Here is a 17,575-nt window from a genome sequence, read left to right on the forward strand (position 1 = left end):
ATGCAATGCTTATGAAAAAATTAATCGCCAGAACGATCGGGTTATGGATCAACTTCCTGGCCCGGGTAGCGCCGGGCCGGGCGGCAAAGTTTGGGTTCGAATTCTTTTGCAGGCCCTTCCGGGTAAAGATGACGGACAAACACCGGGCGTTCCTTCACTCTGGTGAGCAGTCTACGTTTACACACGCGGGGGAGACGATCCAGGCCTACAAGTGGGGGCGGGGTGACCGGCGGATCCTCTTATTGCACGGCTGGCAAAGCCATACGTTCCGGTGGAAGAGTTACGTCGAGGCGTTTGACAAAGAACGGTATACGATCTATGCCATCGATGCGCCGGGACACGGACTGAGCAGCGGTAAGTTTTTGACGGTACCGTTGTACAGCGAGGTTGTCGAGAAGTTTATGCAGGCAACCGGGAGCTTTGATACGGTGTTGTCGCATTCGATCGGAAGCTTTACGGCCCTCTACACGTTCTATCGGTTGCCGCGGCTGGCACCAGACCAACTTATCGTACTGGCGCCTCCGGGCGAAGCGTTGGATTTCTTTTCCTTCTATATTGGCGAGCTCCGGCTCTCGCCCAAGTCGGTAAAGCTGATCGTTGGCTATTTCGAAACACGCATAGGCCGGTCCCCTTCGTACTTCTCGGCGCCGAAATTTGCGCAGGGACTGAGCAGCCAGGGGTTGCTGATACACGACGAGGAAGATGGCGACGCGCCCGTCGAGAACTCAAGACGCATTCACGGCGCCTGGAATAATTCAACGCTTATTATTACCAAAGGCTTCGGCCATAACCTGCGATCGGAAAAGGTAGTCGACTATGTCCTGGATTTTGCCAACCACGATATCATAGCACGCTGATCGGCTGCCGTGCGCGTATCGCAAATGAGTAGGTCACTTATGCTGCAAAACTGTCTTTAGGATCATCGGCTGCTGCAGTTGGCTCTCATCTTTTAAGTTGCGTTGTTCGTCGTACGCCGACCACTGGCTGTTGGCAATGTAGTAGAACGTGTTGTTTGCGATACAACCGTTGGTGGGTTCATTAAAGGCCGGGTGCCCCTGGTCAATGATCGTGAAATTCGCCAGGGCTGTCTTCTCTTTATTGAGGCGATACACCGTAGTGCGCATAGGATTCGTGCCGTTTTGGATGGCTATCAGGCTATTCTTATACCACAGCAACCCGTCGATGCCTTTCAGCGAGACGTCTTGTGTGTTTGTGAGGAGAATCAATTTCTTTGTTTTCATTTCCAGCCGGAAGATGCCCTTCACATAATCGGCGATGAACAAATAGCGTTCATCGTCTGAGAATGTAATGCCTTGCAGGCTCCAGAGCTCGGACGAGGTAAACCAGGGGGTTAGCTTTTGTGTATTCGGATCCAGCGTCAGGATGGTGTTGTTCCAGCTGTCTGAAATGAAAACGGCTCCTTTGTCTGACAGCAGTAAATCGCCGAACACGGCGTGGTTTTTTGTGGCCATCGGATATTTGCCGAGGAGCTTTCCGGTCGCCAGATCATACTTAAACAAGGCCGACGTTTCGGTGCTATCGAAATCTTTCATCTCGGGTAACGGAGAGGAGCAGGCCCACAGTATGTTTCGCGGATCGTCGACTTTGATGCCGAGAACGGCCGTTAATCCATCCTGTGCCTCCGACGTGAAATCGGTTAACGCACCGTCGCGGAACTGCACGATCTTACGTTGGTGAACGGCCGCACCGTACAGGCCGCCGTTGCCGACGGCGACCGATTCGAGATGAAGCCGGCGATCGGGCAGGACGAAGGCCGTGTCGGAGCGGATTGTGGTAGTCGCGAGTGCTGTTTGCAGGATCAGCAATTTTTTGAAATCCTCCCGGTCGTGTAATCCTTTTAATGCGTCGACTTGAAGGTCGAAGGCTGCGTTGGTAAGGATGGCTCGCTTCAGGAACGTTACTGCTTCTTCTGGTTTGGTTGTCAGCGCGCACGCCAGGCCGCGTTCATATTGAATTCCCTGATGATTGGGATGGAGCGTGCCGGCCTGGACGATCATGTCATAAAACAACGGATAGTTCCCGGTCTTTTTTGCTTCCCGGGCCTGTGCGTAGTAATACGCGAAATCCTTCTTTTGCGCTGTGGCCGGGAGCGACGTGACGACGAGTAGTAGCAACGCAAGTACAGATCTCATGACCCTCATTTTAATCGTTCCAGTTTGCCTTTTCGCTTGATCAGGTTTTTATAGTCCCATTGTATTTCGCGTGCTTTTTTCAGCCAGCGGGCCAGGTCTCGTCTTTTGATCTGATCGGCGGCGGTATAGCGCGCTTCGGCCGCTTTGAACGTGCCTTCTTTTTGCAGGCCGTCTTCTTCGAATGACTGACCGCTCCAAAAGAGCAGCCGGATGCAGCCTTTCAGTTTGCTATAACCAACGATGGGGTTACCGTCCAGGAACCAGACAGGGTGGGCATGCCAGATCTTATTCTCGGCTTCGGGCAGGCCGCGGGTGATCTCGTGCGCAAGTGTATGGCAGATTTCCTGTTCTTCCGGTGCCTGGCTATCGTTGTACGCCTGGATCTCTTTGGTCATAAACGGTGGGTTAGGGGTGCCCTGCGGAGTAAAGACTTTTTGCTAAGATAATGCTGAAATTCCAGTAAATAGTAGATTTTTGGGGGTGAATATAGGGGGATATATGAAAACTATCGCACTACTTACCTGTGAGCGGCTTCCGGACCTTAACCCGGCTGATCAGGCGTTGATATCACTTTTTGCAGAACAGAATATCAGGGCTGTACCGGTCATCTGGAAGGCTGCGGATGTTCGCTGGACGGATTTCGCCGCATTGGTCGTCCGCAATACCTGGGATTATTACAAAGAGGCCGACGCCTTCCGGCAATGGCTGGATGCCATGGACAGAACCGGTGTGCCGATGTTTAACCCCGTGCAGGTTGTGAAAGACAACATGCACAAGTTCTACCTGAAGCGGTTCCAGGAAAAGGGTGTTACGATTATTCCGACGTTATTTTCCTCGGCCACGGCTCCCGTAAAATGGGAGACGCTGCAGACACAGGGTTGGGACAAGATCGTCATTAAGCCGGCGATCTCCGCGGGGTCTTTTCTCACGCAAACCTATGAGGCAAGGACGTTAACCCCCGAGGCCTTGCAGGAGGCCGTTGCACAAGACGACTGGCTGATCCAGCCGTACCTGCCCGAGATCACGACGGAAGGTGAGCTGTCCATGATCTTTTTTAACGGTACCTTCTCCCATGCGGTGTTAAAGAAACCGCAGGAAGGCGATTTTCGGGTGCAACGTCAGTACGGAGGCGTATACCAACGGGTAGACCCCACGCCGGAGCTGCTGGCGCTGGGGCGGCGCATTGCCACGCTGGAAAACCACCTGCTCTACGCCCGCGTGGACGGCGTAATGCTGGACGGCAAATTCCACCTCATGGAGCTGGAGCTGATCGAGCCTGATCTATATTTCGAGTTTGGAGAAGATATCCGCCGCCGCTTTGTAACGAGTGTCGTGGAAAAGATCTAGTCTATTCCTAAGTCGTAGCAGATCCGGTGTTCCAGCTTTATTTCGCCCACGGGGATTCCCGATGACTCGCTAACAATTCCGATGATGATCTTTTCAGTATCCCCTTTGTTCAGGGTTACCTTGGTATAGACACAGTCGGCGAAATCCTGAACCGTTACAATTTCGGCAGCCTCCTTGTCGGGAATGGCGATATCAAAATACTTCTCGACACGGATCACTAATTCTACGCTATCAAGTCCCATAGGCGATTGTTTAATGGATGCGCATTTTATCATCTGGAACCCAGTCGGCGCATGGCAAACGCCATCATCTGTTCGGGAAAGAGGAACGTGGCGAACATGATGCCGGAAAAGCCCAGGCAGATCCAGATGTTTATGAATGACAGTATAAAGATCGTAACCGACATGGCCGGTGCCAGGAAATAATAACGGGTGATCATTTTTAGCAAGGCTTCGGACTCGTGCTTCATCAGATCCATCCGCACGGCATGCAACCAGATAAAATACATAGACGTACCCATCAGGGCAAAGTTGAGCGCATAAACGCCTACCGCCGTGCTCTGCTGGGGTGTGTTGATATACTTCGACAGCAGGGCCGTGGCAAAGGGTGTAAACGTTACGACCAACAGCTTAAAGCCGTTCAATAACAGCAGCTTGCTGTTGTTCTTATAGATATGGTCGAACATATAGTGGTGGTTGATCCAGCACACCAGGATGGTGAAAAAGCCGATCAGGAAAGAGAGGTAGGTGGGCCAGTCGGCCAGAAGCAGATCCAACAGTTTCTGCCCCTCGGTTATGGTGGGAACGTGGATGTCGAGCACAAGCAACGTAATGGCGAATCCAAATACCCCGTCACTGAAAGATTCCAAACGGGATGTTTCTTTTGTAGTGGTCATAAGATAAACTCGGATTTAAAAATAGGAAAACCGAGCTGTTGTATAGCCTGTGTACAAAGAAATACTGGAAGATTGTTGACGGGCTTTACGGCCGCGTAGTGTACCGGTTGCCAGGCGTCTCCGTCACGCCTGCATCCGGAACTCCTTGGGAGCTACGCCCACCTTGTTCTTAAATATCTTGGTGAAGTGGGAGGGATGCTCAAACCCCAGGTCGTAAGCTATTTCGCTGATCGACTTCGGCGTGCCCCAGAGCATGGATTTCGCCTTCTCTACCAGTTGCAGGTGGATATGCTCCTGCGTGGTCTTGCCGGTATATTTATTCAGCAGGTCCGACAGGTAGTTTGGGGAGAGGTTCAGCTGTGTGGCAAAATACCTGACGTCGGGCAGTCCTTCGTTGATCAGGGTGTCTTTGGAGAAGTAGTCCAGCAGGGCGGTTTCAAATTGTTGCACGATGTCGTGGTTTACTTTGGCGCGGACCAGGAACTGCCGGTCGTAGAACCGGGTGCAATAGTTCAACACCAGCTCGATGTTGCTGACGATCAGGTCCTGCGTGTGATGGTCGATGTTTTGCCCGTACTCGCGACGGATGTTCTCGCCGCATTCGCGCAGGATCTTTTTCTCGGTGTCCGACACATGCAGGGCCTCGCGGGTGTCGTAGTGGAAATAAGAGTAGCCCTGGATCTTTTTGCTCAGCGCGGTGCGGTAAAGCAGGTCGGGGTGGAAGAACAGGCCCCAGCCTTCGTTGTAGGTGATCTTGCGCTGCGTGTGGATCGCCTGTCCGGGCGCGGTAAAGACCAGGGTGCCTTCGTCGAAGTCGTATTGCGAACGGCCGTATTTCATGGTGCCCTTGACCTGCTTGAGATATACCGCGTAAAAACCGAGCCGGTATGCTGTCTCGTTTTCGCTGAAGTTGTCGCGGGTGATCTCGTCCAGGGACAGGAATGATACCAGCGGATGTTGGGGCGCCGGCACGCTGTACAGGCGGTGCAGGTCGCTGATGGTGGCTATGTCGACAAAGGAGTTCGTCATCGCTTTGGTTTAGTAAAGATACGGTAAAAATCGGCAAGTAGCTCCGCCAGGCGCAACCGCTACAGGTACATGCCGCCGGAAACCTCGATGCGCTGTCCGCTAACCCACTTTGCGTCGTCGGAACAGAGGAATGCCACCACACTGCCGATGTCGTCTGCCTGACCGAAGCGGGGCAACGCAGTAATGGCTTTGATCATTTCTTGCACCTGGGTGCTGTTGCGCAGCCGGCCGCCGTTGAAGTCCGTGGCGATCGCGCCAGGCGCCACGACGTTGGCGCGGATGAACCGGCCGCCGAATTCTTTGGCCATATATTTTGTCAGCGTCTCGACGCCGGCCTTGACGCTGGCGTAGGCACCGCTGCCGGGATGCGTGAACCGGGTCAATCCTGTCGAGATGTTTACGATCGCACCGCCGTCGTTTATGAGTGGCAGCATCCTGGTCGTCAGGAACAACGGTGCTTTCAGGTGCACGCGCACCAGCTCGTCAAACTGTTCTTCGGTGGTCTCGGCAGTAGCGGGCACTGTAATGCCGTGGCCGGCGTTGTTGACCAGGTAGTCGATGCGTTCCTGCCCGAACGTTTTCAGGACGCTTTGCAGGGCGATAATAAAAGCGTCGTAGCGCCGTGTGTCGCCTGCGTTGAGCTGCAGGGCGGCCGCCCGGCGGCCGGTTTGCCGGATGGTTTCCACCACGGCATCGGCCTCTTCCTTTTTGCTGTTGTAGGTAATGATCACATCGTTGCCGCATTCTGCCAGGCGTACGGCGGCGTCTTTGCCCAGCCCCCGGCTACCACCGGTCACCAGGGCGATCTTTGTTGTCGATTCCATGATTGTTGTGTTTTGATGATTCAAAGGTCCGTACACGGAGGCCGTCTCGCTTATATCTATTCCGGAACGACTTATACTTTTCAACGATATCCGCGCAGACGCCCGGCACTCCTGACATAGCGCTGTCAGGTTCAGCCTGTAGGTTTGTGACGTTAGAACAGCATCATGGGAAAAGAAACAATAGATACCTTTTGCCCGGCAAGCCGGAAGGAGTGGAGACGATGGTTGCAGAAGCACCACCGTCAAAAGCAGTCTGTCTGGCTGGTGTACTATAAAAAGGGGGTTGACATGCCGACCGTTACATACACCGAAACAGTAGAAGAAGCATTGTGTTTCGGATGGATCGACAGCACGGCCAAATCACTCGGCGACGACCGTTTCATGCGGTTCTTCTGCAAACGGAAACCCAAAAGCGTCTGGTCCAAAGTCAATAAATCTCATGTGCAGCGCCTGATAGACAAGGGCCTGATGATGCCCGCGGGGATGGAGAGTATCGAGGTCGCCCGGCAGAATGGCGCGTGGGAGTCGTTGGACGATGTGGAAGAGGTCATAATTCCCAAGGACTTGGCGAAGGCCTTCCGGGAGCACCCCGGGTCAAGAAAGTACTTCATGAGCCTGAGCCGGTCGGGACGTAAGGCAATATTACAATGGTTGGTGCTGGCCAGGCGGCCGGAGACACGGGAAAAGCGGGTCCGGGAGATCGCTATGCTGGCGGCGAGAGGGATGAAGCCTAAGCAGTTTTAGCATCGATAGACGTCTGGACGTGCCATTGCCCAAAAAACAGCGCTTAACCCAATAAATCCGGTTAACAACAGCTAAACCGCCCTAAAGCCTTTGAAATGCAGAATTCTTACGAATACTATCTTATATATCCTTCATTCACCATGATGTTGATAAAAGGAAAGTAAATGAAGATATAAAATAACGCTTATATTTATTAAAGCCTTCTTTTACCCGCTTTAATATTGATAAGCTATGAAAAAGTGTTTTACTGTTCTTTTCGTGGCGCTGCTTCTAACCAGTGCCGGTTTTGCACAACAGAGCGTTACGTACACCGAGTCTACGGCCGAAATTCAAAATCCCGACCGTGGTTTTTACACACCCATTAACGGCGTCGCCAGCGCATTCACGCCGCTCACGGCTACCCAATTGGCCAACCTGCGGAACAACCCCTTCACACCCTGGCAGGGAAATTATACCGTAAGCCCCACGATCATTTTCCGGCATTATGTGTTGGCCATCTTTAAGTCGTCTGCCTTGTCTGCTTCCTTTCTTAGCGGCGTGCAGGCGGACTTTGATGCTGCCAGAACCGCCGGGGTACGTCTGATGATCCGGTTCTCGTATACCATCACCGCACCCTCGGGCTCGTGCGGCAGCTGGATCTGTCCGCCGTATGGCGATGCGCCGAAGTCTGTGGTGCTGGGGCACATCGCACAATTGAAACCGTATTTTCAAAATAACAGCGACGTCATCCTGGCGGTGCAAAATGGCTTTATCGGCGTGTGGGGTGAGCAATACTACACCGACTATTTTGGCGATGCTTCCGTGCAGGGAAAGCTGACCGATCAAAACTGGCAGGATCGCCTGGATGTGCTAACGGCGTTGCTCGACGCGGTGCCGTCCAACAGAATGGTGCAAGTGCGGTATCCGCAGATGAAGCAGAAGCTGATCTATGGTATCAACGCCCCGGTCACTTCGGCGGCGATCACGCCGGCACAGGCGTACAACGGTACGAATATAGCGCGTGTCGGATTTCACAACGATTGTTTCCTGTCGGCGACGGATGACCAGGGCACCTATTGGGACTATGGCACGTCCGCCACGTCTGCGTCGGACCAGACCACCATCCTGAAAGCATACGCCGCCAGCGACAGCCAGTATGGCGCCGTGGGCGGTGAGACCTGCAGCGATGCGTTCAGTCCGCAGAACGATTGCTCCGGCCAGGCAGTGACTGACCTGGATCTGTTGAACTACTCGTATCTGAACTCCGACTATAACAACGAGGTGAACAGCGACTGGCAAGACGGCGGCTGCATGGCCGAGATCAAACGCCGGTTTGGCTACCGGTTTGTGATGCTGAACGGCACGTTCCCGACGGCGGCCACCGTGGGCGGTTCTATCACGGTTGCCTTGAATGTAAAGAACGTGGGGTTTGCAGCGCCCTTCAACCCCAGGACACTCAAGCTGGTACTGCGCAACACCAGTACGTCGACGGTATACACGGTCGACATAACCGGTAGCGGCGCCGATACGCGGTTGTGGCTGTCGGGCCAGACCGCTGCGCTGAACAAGACGCTGACGCTGCCGGCCGGTGTTCCCGCGGGCACGTATGAATTACTGCTCCACGTCAGCGACATGAGCAACAACGGAGCGGTTGCCGCCCGGCCGGAATACAGCATTCAGTTTGCCAACACCGGCACCTGGGAGGCAGCCACCGGCTTTAACAAGCTGAATGCAACCCTTACGGTGAGTGCAGCCTCCAGTGCGCCGGCGGCCCCGGTCAACCTGACGGCCAGCGCGGCGTCTGCCTCGCAGATCAATTTGTCGTGGAGCGCGTCTGCGGGCGCGACGAGCTATAGCGTGCATCGGGCGACTGTAAGCGGCGGGCCGTATACGCAGGTAGCCAGTGGGCTGACGACCACAACGTACAGCAACACCGGATTGTCGGCAAACACTACATACTATTATACCGTCAAGGCGACGAACGCTGCGGGCACCTCGCCGGCGTCCAGCCAGGCCAGCGCCACGACTTCCGGAGGGGGTACGACCGCGATCGTGGTGGACGGCAATGCCGGTGAGTGGAGCGCAGTTCCCACGATCGCCACCAATGGCACCGGTGGACTAACAAGCCTGAAGGTTGCCAACAGTGCGAACAACCTCTACATTCTGGCGCAGGGTACTTCGATCAGTACCAATTACCAACTCTTTATCGACACCGATAATAACACTTCGGGAAGCAATGAATATACCGACAGTGACTGGACGTCGGCGGGATTCAACTTCATGGTCGAGAACGGAACGCTGTATCAGTATACCGGCACGGGCACCAACTGGTCCTGGAACACCCTGGGAGCAGTCACCGCGGTGAAGAATGCGACCGTGCTGGAAGCCTCGGTACCCCGGTCATCGTTGGGTACGCTGGCGGCGACCATACGTGTGGCCGTAGGCTCCATAAACTCCGGCTGGACAATGATCGGCTATGTACCGGCATCCAGCACTGCCGGGGCGCCGTATACGGTGGGCGGAGCACCTGCGGCGCGGACAGCAGCGCCGGTGAACGCGACGGGCTTTGACAAACAGGAGCAACAATCTTCATCGCTCGCGGTATATCCGAATCCGGCGAAGTCTGTTCTGCATGTGCAGTATAGTCTTGGCCGCAAGGGAGTGGTGTATGTGCATATGGTCAATGTACTGGGGCAGGAGGTACGCGCGGTCGATCTGGGCGTGCAAGAGGCCGGTAAGCACGAGGCGACGGTGGATGTACATGGACTGCAAGGGTATTATGTGTTGAAGGTAAGAACACCGGCCGGAATGGAAACGCAGCGGGTGAAGGTTAATAATTAATTGTAATGCTTGCGCCAGATCAAACCTATGTCTGGCGCAAGCATTAGCGCAGATGTCAACCAACGGCAAACATGTGTTAGCCGTGTGTTCGTTGTTTTTTTAAATAATTCTCTGTAACTAGTGCATGCCTTAACCAACCATAGACCCTGAAAAGAGCGTTAGCGATATTCTTTCTGCTAATCTTCCTGTTTCATGCGGGAGGGTACTACGCCGTTTTCCTGGCGTTCTATTACCATGCCGAACAAGAACTGGCCCAGCGGGCAAGCGCAGGTTATTATACCGCCGCAGACGAATTGACCCTGTCGATACCCCTATCGCTGCCCTATCCGGTGCACGAAGGCGAATATAAACGGTCGCCTCAGTCGTTCGAATACCTGGGCGAGCACTATACGGTTGTGCGGCAGAAGGTCGAAGGCAACGTGGTGCAGCTGGTGTGTGTCCGTAACGCGCGGCAAAACAAGCTGGCCCTGGCCATGACCGACTATTCAAAGACCGTTAACAATCTGCCGGGCGGTCACGCTTTGCAGGTCATTGCGAAATTCTTTAAGGACTACCAACCTACCGCCGGTCTGGTCATACCCCATGCCCTGACGGGCTTCTGTATCCAACCACCACTATCGCGGGTTCTCCTTACGTTCCCGGACGTTCATTATCCGGTCATTTCTCCGCCACCGGAAAAGCTGTCGTGATCTATTTTTTTTAGCCCGCGTGTACAGGTCGCCTTCGCCTGTGCGGATCATGCTGGCTGTAGTATTCTCAATCCTTCACGTCAAACTGCTTTTCTATGAACAACAAATTTTACATTCTGGTATGTATCGTATTGGTTTCGCTTGCTTGTATCGATGTCCGGGCGCAAGGCTGCGTGGCGGTTCGTCAAATGGGAGGTCTTAACCCGATGTCGTCGAGTGGGTATACACTTCCGAAGAACGAATTTCAGGTGGGATTGAATTACCGCTATTTCCATTCGTGGCGCCACTTCGTGGGCACCGAAGAGCAAAAGGAGCGTCAGACCACCGGCGGCGGCCACGATGCAAACGGCAAAGAGCGCGGCAACGCCGTGAATATTTATTCGCACGCCGTCGATATCAACGTATCATACGGCCTTTCCGACCGCATTCAATTGAACCTGGCAATACCCTATGTACACAATGAACGCTCACAGGTTTTGAGAACAACCGCAGGCGATACATCGCGCTATAGCGTATATGCGAAGGGCCTGGGCGATGTCCGCCTGAGCGCCAATTACTGGGTGCTCGATCCCAACCACGCCGACAAAGGGAACTTGTCCCTGGGGCTGGGCGTAAAGCTAAACACCGGTAGCCACTCCGTAGAAGACGACGCACCGCAAGCCGACGGCACCACCAAGCGCGTGGTCATGGACCAGGCGATCCAGCCCGGCGATGGCGGCGTCGGCATCTCTGTCGAGCTGCAGGGCTTCCGGCACTTGTATGGAAGGATCTTCGGCTTTGCCAGCGGATACTACCTGTTCAACCCGCGCGAAACGAACGGCTCGTTTAAGTCGGCGCCGACCGTGGTGAAGGATGCCGACGGTAATACCCTGGGTACGCTTTATGGCTACAATGAATATGCGTCACCAGATCAATACTTTGCCCGTGCGGGCTTTATGGCGTCCGTGGGCAAGGCCCGGAACCTGACGCTGTCGCTCGCTGGCCGCTGGGAAGGTATTCCGGCCTACGATGCGTTTGGCGGTCAGGTAGCATACCGACGCCCGGGCTACGTGGTGGCTGTCGAGTCGGGCATTTCCTATCGCACCGGTAAACACAGCATCGCGCTGTTCGTGCCGTATAATTTCATCAAAGACCGGATCAAGAGCGCTGCCGACATCGCACGGCAGAACCTGGCGAACTCGGTAATCACGAACGAATCGGAAAAGGTATCGGTCCAGGGCGACGCGGCTTTTGCCGACTATTCGATCAACATCAATTATACGTATAGATTGGGCCGCTTGTTTTAGACAACGGGTGGGTGTGGTGGCGGTCACGGATCGCCACCACACCAGGCACCGGCGCTAGCGGGTGTAGACGGGCAGGCATTATTATTGTCGCGCCGTTACAAGCAACCTCCGGCAAGATGAATACAACCGCCAAACGTACCGACTCCGCCGCCCGTGTCATTCACGCAACCCCCGAAGCGATCTACGCGGCCTACCTGGATCCAACAGCCATTGCAACGTGGCGTCCACCGCAGGGCATGCATTGCGAGGTCTTCGAATTTAACCCGACACCGGGTGGTAGCTTCCGCATGTCGTTTGGCTATAAAGAAACAGAACATGGCATAGCCGGTAAAACCACCGAGCATGCCGATGTCTTTCACGGTCATTTCGCGGAGCTGATTCCACATCAGCGCATTGTTGAGATAGTAGAGTTTGAGTCAGACGACCCCGCCTTTGGCGGCGAGATGAAAGTGACGACGACCCTGGTACAGGAGCGCCACGGCACGAATGTCAATGTGGTTTGTGAGAATGTGCCCACCGGCATTACGGCCGATGACCACCGGCAAGGTATACAATCGAGCCTGGCAAACCTGGCGCAATACGTTGAACGCTAAGCCCTATTCGGCCACACCGATCATTACACCGAAGTTGCCGTCCAGCTGTGTCCAGTCCTGCGCAGGTAAATAGGTGCGCGACACAAAGCCATCCAGGTACAACGCATTCCTGCAACCTTTGCTGAGGAAGAATGACGCGAAGTCATAGAAGTTCACCGGCTCTTTCGACATGGCAAAGAGCACGCGCCCGTCGCAGTATCCCCACACCGTTGCGAATGTTGAGATTGGCAGATCCTTTTTTGAAAGCGGGGTGTATCGCGCCGTCGATCAGCAACATGGGGCCTGATTGGGTCGCGAACGTAATAGTGTCGTGGGGGATAAATTGTGGTGTGGTACAGACCCCGGCGTGGTGGCGGGTAGTGGTGTAAAATACACCGTTAGGTTTCATGTAAAAGTTGCCGCCGCCGGAGAGGGTGTCCAGCCGTTGCCGGATCGTGCCGTGATCGATGAACAGGCCTTGAGGCGAGTTGTCTGGCCGGTACATGCCGGCGTTCATACCGAACACCAGTGTTTTTCCTTGCTTTCCAATATTTTGCTTTAGGTTCTGCAGGCTCTTGAGTGGTTGACCGTTTGCGTCTTTCCAGTATAACGCAATGGCATCCGGCGTCGTGGTGTAGCTGACAAGGCGGTCGTCGGCCAGTTGGGCAACTGTCACCAGGTGGCTGACTATGAGCAGCGTTGTTAGAAGTATGGTACGCATAGCTAACTATATAACAATGATCAATATAGCAAAGAACGATATTTTTTATCTGCTGGTATTACTGGCGTCGGTGGAAGTGGTATTTTCCCAGACGGTCGACAGTAAATACGTTATCGGTTTTTGAGGTCCATCGGTAGGCGCAGAATGTCCAATATGCCCTCCTGAATGTCTCAATTTACACCCGCGAAATCCCAAAGCAGTCGTAGCTTTGAGGTTATATGAAGACAGCGGAGTTTATTGCCTTGTCAGCCTGTACGATGATGCTGACGGCGTTGGGGATCGATATCATGTTGCCGGCCTTTGGCGAGCTGCGCGGACATTTCGGCCTGCCGCCGGAGTCTACCGCTCCGGCGCAGATCATTGTATTCTTTTTTATGGGGCAGGTAGCCCAGATCATTTTTGGCGTGTTGTCGGACCGTTTCGGGCGGTTGGCGATCCTGCGTATCGGCTTTCCGCTGTATATCGCCGGGGGCCTGGCGGCGGCGGTCGCACCTACGCTGACGCTGATGTACGTGGCGCGGTTCATCGCGGGCATGGGTGCGTCGGCCGTCTTTATGACAACCATTGCCGGTGTGCGCGACCGCTTTGTAGGCGACCGCATGGCCCACATCATGTCGCTCATCCTGACCATCTTTTTATTCACACCGATCTTTGCGCCGTTCTTAGGCATTGCCATCATGTCGGTTGCCTCCTGGCAGATGGTATTCCTCACGCCGCCGCTGTTTGCCGTGGTGGTGTTCTTATGGTCGTTCCGCCTGCACGAGTCATTGCCGCCCGAACGCCGCACCGCGCTGGCGTGGCCGTCCATTCGTAGGAACATCGGGAGCGTGGTCGGTAACCGTGTCTTTCTTCGGTACATGGCGGTCACCACCATACTTTTTGCAGCCCTGAGCTCGTATGTTTCCAGCTCGGAGCATATCGTTGGGGAGATCTATCATAAACCCGAATTGTTTGCGTGGATCTTTGCCGGCATTGGGTTGCTCATGTCGCTGTGTGCCTTTACAAACTCCCATCTCTCGTCGCGCTTTGGCGCGCGGCTTACGGTAAAAGGCGCCCTGATCGTCTACACCATTGTCGGCGCGCTGCTGCTCGTCGTCACGCTTGCGGCCGGCGATCCGCCCGATATGCTGGTGTTCTTTGTCGCCGTGGCGCTGATGCTGGCCATCAATCTGGCGGTTGAGCCCAATAGCAGCGCGTTGGCCCTGGAGCCGATGGGAGAGATGGCCGGCATGGCCGCCTCTGTCTACGGCACGTTATTCTTCTTCGTGGGCTCTTCGATCGGTGCTTTGATCAGTCACTTTATGGTACACAGCGTATTTCCGCTGGTGATCAGCTTCTTTGCCATCGGTGTTGTTACGCTGATCCTGGTGTTTACCGACCGCCGCCCGTCACTCCGGGGCTAAGACAGCCACGGTGATGGTCCTTTGATACCGCAGGTGGAATAAAGCATTGGAGATGGAATACATTTTCATTTACTTGAATGCATCTAAAACCTATGTTATGAAAACAACCGGAATCTCTACGCTGTTTTTTTTGATCGTGCTGACCGCTACCGTGGCCGATGCCCAGGTAGGCGTAGGCGCCAAACCCGCTAAAAAGGCTGAAGTACTTTTTGACGGCTCACGCGCCATGCTCGATGCCAAGTGGACCTATTGGAAAAGTCCCCGACTTTCGGCCACACTGCCCATCAAGTGGCAGATCGTGAAGGATCCCGTAGACAAAGGTACCGTGGTGAACACCAACGACCCTGCTAGCGCCGGCGGTAAATATGGCGCGGCGGATATCGTGACCAAGAAAGAATACCGCGATTTTCGCCTGCACATCGAGTTCCTGATCGAGAAGCCAGGAGGCAACAGCGGCGTATATCTCCAAAACCGCTACGAGATCCAGGTGCTCGACGGCGACTCCACCACCCACGGCATGGCCGCGGTGATCAACGAAGCGGCCGCTCCCTACAGCGCGTATAACGGCACCGGTAAGTGGAATGCCTATGACATCACGTTCCGCGCGGCCCGTTTTGTGAACGGCAAACGCACGGAGCAACCCCTGGTGACCATCTACTTCAATGGCAAAAAGATCCACACCAACCAGGCCATTTCCCAGGTATGGGGCGGACCCAACTCGGGCATCGACGGAGGAAATGATGAAGGCAAAGGAATAACCGACGTACCCGGAGGATTGAAGCTTCAAGCAGAAGGACACGACGTGCTTTACCGGAATATCTGGATCGAGGAACTGGATCTGAAGAAAGCGAACACCGACTTTTAAAAAAACACAGGCAGTGTGTGAGCGCGAAGAAAAACAGAGGACCACTGTTCGCGCTCACGCTATATCCTGGTTGCCGGGCCCTCCACCCATTCTTTCAGCGTCGTTAAAGTAGTCCGCCAATAAAACTCCAGATGGCGTTGAATGCTTTCGGTCGGAAAATTACGGATGGTCAGCTCAAGCTGTGTACGATCGCCTTCCGGCGTTAACGAAAATGTCAGTATAGAATAACTCTCCGCCACATCTGCCAACCGTGACACAGAGCTTCGATGGGTATAACGCAACAACCTGGCTTTATCAAATTGGAGCACAGTCCCATTGTTCTCAAACGGCACATGATGAACTCCGCGCACGACGATCGGCCCGCCCACGTGCCAGTCCGTTACGACGTCGATCTGCATTTCAGGCTCACCCATCCAATGCGTCATACATGCAGGCATCGTCAGGGCATCCCACACGGCCATGGGTGCAGCGTTGATTCCAATGGAAGCAGCAAATATGTCCGTCATAACCTGGCGCGATGATGTTTATCGTGAAAAAAAAAGTTGCAGGAAATTAGTTCCTGCAACTTTTTCAATGCCGTTGTTCGACAGGCAGATTATTGTGCTTCTTCTACCGATTCGGCGACAACCTCTTCGGCAGCCGTAGCCTCGCTTCCGTTATCTTTTGCGGGCTTAACTTTCTTGGCAGATTTTTCGATGATCTTTTCCAGCGCACCGATCGCCTCCTGTAAAGGCTTCAGCTTAGCTGTCAGTTCTGCTTCTTCTTCTTTGAGTTTTTTCAGTGCGTCCACCACGGGATTTTCCTTTGCTGCAATTTCCTTGGCCATAGATTGATTTTGTTTAACTGTAAAAGACCTTTCCGGTTCCATGGCAACAAGGCCTGCCGGGCACCAGGAAAAAATCGGGTCGCTAAAATACATGCAAAATCGTTATCTCAAAGCACCCGGTCGACGACTTTGCGCCAGCCACCAAACTTTAACAGAATATGGGGTGATGGGCTGACAGTGCGTGGGTTAACGATGTCGATCTGTTTTTTGCGTAGGTTCCTAACTGGTTGTCTGCCAGTTTATTTATCGGTCGGTCTTGAATCTGGAAAAATCGAAGAAATGTTTGCAACCTTCCGCCAGACAGCGGTCAAAGATTCCCCCGGTTACGGCGACGCGTCGAGATAACGCCGCAGGGCCGCCCGTCCGTTGTTCATCAGTGTGTCTTTCTCTCTTACGGAAAGCTTCCGGATCTTGGGGCCGATGGCGCCGCTGCTAATGGACACGGTGCGTTTCCAGTCGGCGTCTGTCAGGCCCGAGCGATTCAGGTTTTCGATCACGTAGTTGTAAAATGCGCCGATGTATTGGTTAAGCCGGCCGATGTCAATGGGGGCCAGTCCGTTGCGGCTTGTGTCATAACGGATCTGTTCGGGCGTGTCGATGCGGAAGCCGAGCGTATTGGCGGTGGCCGTGCGGTGGCCCGCGGCCGGTATCGAGTCGAAGAGGAAGATGGGATAGTTGCCCATAAAGCCGCCGTCTACCATGATGTCGTCGCGCGTGGTGGCCTGGCGATGGTCTACGACACGTCCCACGGAGTCGATGCATACCGCTTCGAAATACAACGGAATGGACATGCTGATGCGCACGGCGTCTTTGACCTTCATGTCCGGATAGTGCTCGTGCGAGAAGACCACCAGTTTCTGGTGATTAAGGCTCGTGCCGGTTACATACAGGTCGCGGAAGTGGCGGGCGCGGAGTTGTTTAAAGGTGATGTTGGCATCGCCTGTCTTGGCGGCAATGATGTCTTCCAGCCAGCGGGTAAACGCTTTGCCCCGGTACCAGCCATACCGGTGGCGAAGGCGTGACATGCCGCCGATGAAGAAGAATCTGCCGTCGTTGAATCGTTGCAGCTTGACGTTGTAGATAATGTCTTCGATCTCTTTGCCGGTATAGCCCAGTGCCAGCGTCATGGCCGCGATCGCGCCTGCCGACGTACCGCCTACACGCTCTACACGGACGAGCAGGTTGCGCTGTTCTAATTCCTGGATCACGCCGGCATAGGCCACACCGCGAATGCCTGCGCCTTCGAACACCAGGTTGGTATATTGTCCCAGCGCACAGGGGCTTGTGCAGCCGATCGTCAGCAGTATAAAAAGAAATCGTTTCATGGCGGTTGCCGCGAAGGTATAGAATTTTTGCGATCGAACGGTGGTAATTGTATAAATCGGCTCGGGACTGCCGCAG

General features: G+C 54.3%; 18 protein-coding genes and 1 pseudogene. 9 read left to right on the forward strand and 10 right to left on the reverse strand.

Going from position 1 to position 17,575, the window contains the following annotated elements; translation table 11 throughout:
* Nucleotides 1-11 precede the first annotated feature (11 nt).
* A complete protein-coding gene (locus tag KK078_RS19070; protein WP_254091905.1) occupies nt 12-857 on the forward strand; it encodes an alpha/beta fold hydrolase in 846 nt (281 codons plus the stop codon).
* A 33-nt stretch (nt 858-890) separates the two neighbouring features.
* Here the strand turns inward: KK078_RS19070 and KK078_RS19075 are convergent, their stop codons facing one another.
* On the reverse strand, nt 891-2,153 hold the full coding sequence (locus KK078_RS19075) for a hypothetical protein (protein WP_254091906.1): 1,263 nt from the start codon (nt 2,151-2,153) through the stop codon (nt 891-893).
* A gap of 5 nt (nt 2,154-2,158) precedes the next feature.
* Nucleotides 2,159-2,548 carry a DUF1801 domain-containing protein gene (locus tag KK078_RS19080; protein ID WP_254091907.1) on the reverse strand — a complete coding sequence of 130 codons (390 nt, stop codon included), beginning with the start codon at nt 2,546-2,548 and terminating at the stop codon, nt 2,159-2,161.
* A gap of 103 nt (nt 2,549-2,651) precedes the next feature.
* Here KK078_RS19080 and KK078_RS19085 point away from each other — a divergent pair, with 103 nt between their 5' ends.
* Nucleotides 2,652-3,500, forward strand: coding sequence for an ATP-grasp domain-containing protein (locus KK078_RS19085; protein ID WP_254091908.1), 849 nt, complete (start codon nt 2,652-2,654; stop codon nt 3,498-3,500).
* On the opposite strand, the gene KK078_RS19090 is transcribed toward KK078_RS19085, so the two are convergent.
* From KK078_RS19090 to KK078_RS19105, 4 genes are all read right to left on the reverse strand, one after another.
* Nucleotides 3,497-3,742, reverse strand: a complete 246-nt coding sequence (locus KK078_RS19090) for an acyl carrier protein (RefSeq protein ID WP_254091909.1) — start codon at nt 3,740-3,742, stop codon at nt 3,497-3,499. The genes KK078_RS19085 and KK078_RS19090 overlap by 4 nt on opposite strands.
* A 29-nt stretch (nt 3,743-3,771) precedes the next feature.
* On the reverse strand, nt 3,772-4,395 hold the full coding sequence (locus KK078_RS19095) for a TMEM175 family protein (protein ID WP_254091910.1): 624 nt from the start codon (nt 4,393-4,395) through the stop codon (nt 3,772-3,774).
* Nucleotides 4,396-4,518: 123 nt separating this feature from the next.
* Entirely contained in the window at nt 4,519-5,424 is a 906-nt protein-coding gene (locus tag KK078_RS19100) for a helix-turn-helix domain-containing protein (RefSeq protein WP_254091911.1), read from the reverse strand.
* Between the two features lie 59 nt (nt 5,425-5,483).
* Entirely contained in the window at nt 5,484-6,248 is a 765-nt protein-coding gene (locus tag KK078_RS19105) for an SDR family NAD(P)-dependent oxidoreductase (RefSeq protein ID WP_254091912.1), read from the reverse strand.
* 165 nt (nt 6,249-6,413) lie between these two features.
* Between KK078_RS19105 and KK078_RS19110 the strand changes: the two genes are divergently transcribed.
* The 5 genes from KK078_RS19110 (at nt 6,414) to KK078_RS19130 (ending at nt 12,380) form a co-directional block, all read left to right on the forward strand.
* Nucleotides 6,414-6,992 (forward strand): YdeI/OmpD-associated family protein, encoded by a 579-nt coding sequence (locus KK078_RS19110; RefSeq protein ID WP_254091913.1) that lies wholly within the window; start codon nt 6,414-6,416, stop codon nt 6,990-6,992.
* A gap of 231 nt (nt 6,993-7,223) precedes the next feature.
* Nucleotides 7,224-9,812: a DUF4832 domain-containing protein gene (locus KK078_RS19115; RefSeq protein ID WP_254091914.1), complete on the forward strand. Its 2,589-nt coding sequence runs from the start codon at nt 7,224-7,226 to the stop codon at nt 9,810-9,812.
* Between the two features lie 293 nt (nt 9,813-10,105).
* Nucleotides 10,106-10,501, forward strand: coding sequence for a hypothetical protein (locus KK078_RS19120; protein ID WP_254091915.1), 396 nt, complete (start codon nt 10,106-10,108; stop codon nt 10,499-10,501).
* A 95-nt stretch (nt 10,502-10,596) separates the two neighbouring features.
* Nucleotides 10,597-11,787, forward strand: coding sequence for a hypothetical protein (locus KK078_RS19125; protein ID WP_254091916.1), 1,191 nt, complete (start codon nt 10,597-10,599; stop codon nt 11,785-11,787).
* Between the two features lie 116 nt (nt 11,788-11,903).
* Nucleotides 11,904-12,380, forward strand: coding sequence for an SRPBCC family protein (locus KK078_RS19130; protein ID WP_254091917.1), 477 nt, complete (start codon nt 11,904-11,906; stop codon nt 12,378-12,380).
* A 3-nt stretch (nt 12,381-12,383) separates the two neighbouring features.
* On the opposite strand, the pseudogene KK078_RS19140 reads toward KK078_RS19130, so the two are convergent.
* Nucleotides 12,384-13,080 (reverse strand): annotated as a pseudogene (locus tag KK078_RS19140) (phosphodiester glycosidase family protein).
* Nucleotides 13,081-13,298: 218 nt separating this feature from the next.
* Here KK078_RS19140 and KK078_RS19145 point away from each other — a divergent pair.
* Complete coding sequence (locus KK078_RS19145) at nt 13,299-14,483, forward strand: MFS transporter (protein ID WP_254091920.1); 1,185 nt, start codon at nt 13,299-13,301, stop codon at nt 14,481-14,483.
* Nucleotides 14,484-14,580: 97 nt separating this feature from the next.
* The gene (locus KK078_RS19150; protein WP_254091921.1) at nt 14,581-15,348 is read left to right on the forward strand and encodes a 3-keto-disaccharide hydrolase; all 768 of its coding nucleotides are present in this window, start codon (nt 14,581-14,583) and stop codon (nt 15,346-15,348) included.
* Between the two features lie 59 nt (nt 15,349-15,407).
* Here KK078_RS19150 and KK078_RS19155 read toward each other — a convergent pair whose 3' ends face one another.
* The 3 genes from KK078_RS19155 to KK078_RS19165 all read right to left on the reverse strand — a co-directional run bounded on the left by KK078_RS19155 (nt 15,408) and on the right by KK078_RS19165 (nt 17,499).
* Nucleotides 15,408-15,854 (reverse strand): SRPBCC family protein, encoded by a 447-nt coding sequence (locus KK078_RS19155; RefSeq protein ID WP_254091922.1) that lies wholly within the window; start codon nt 15,852-15,854, stop codon nt 15,408-15,410.
* An 89-nt stretch (nt 15,855-15,943) separates the two neighbouring features.
* On the reverse strand, nt 15,944-16,267 hold the full coding sequence (locus KK078_RS19160) for a hypothetical protein (RefSeq protein ID WP_254091923.1): 324 nt from the start codon (nt 16,265-16,267) through the stop codon (nt 15,944-15,946).
* Between the two features lie 230 nt (nt 16,268-16,497).
* A complete protein-coding gene (locus tag KK078_RS19165; RefSeq protein WP_254091924.1) occupies nt 16,498-17,499 on the reverse strand; it encodes a patatin-like phospholipase family protein in 1,002 nt (333 codons plus the stop codon).
* Nucleotides 17,500-17,575: the final 76 nt, after the last annotated feature.

Origin of the sequence: Dawidia soli, assembly GCF_018598185.1 — a bacterium.
GTDB lineage: Bacteria > Bacteroidota > Bacteroidia > Cytophagales > Cyclobacteriaceae > Ohtaekwangia > Ohtaekwangia soli.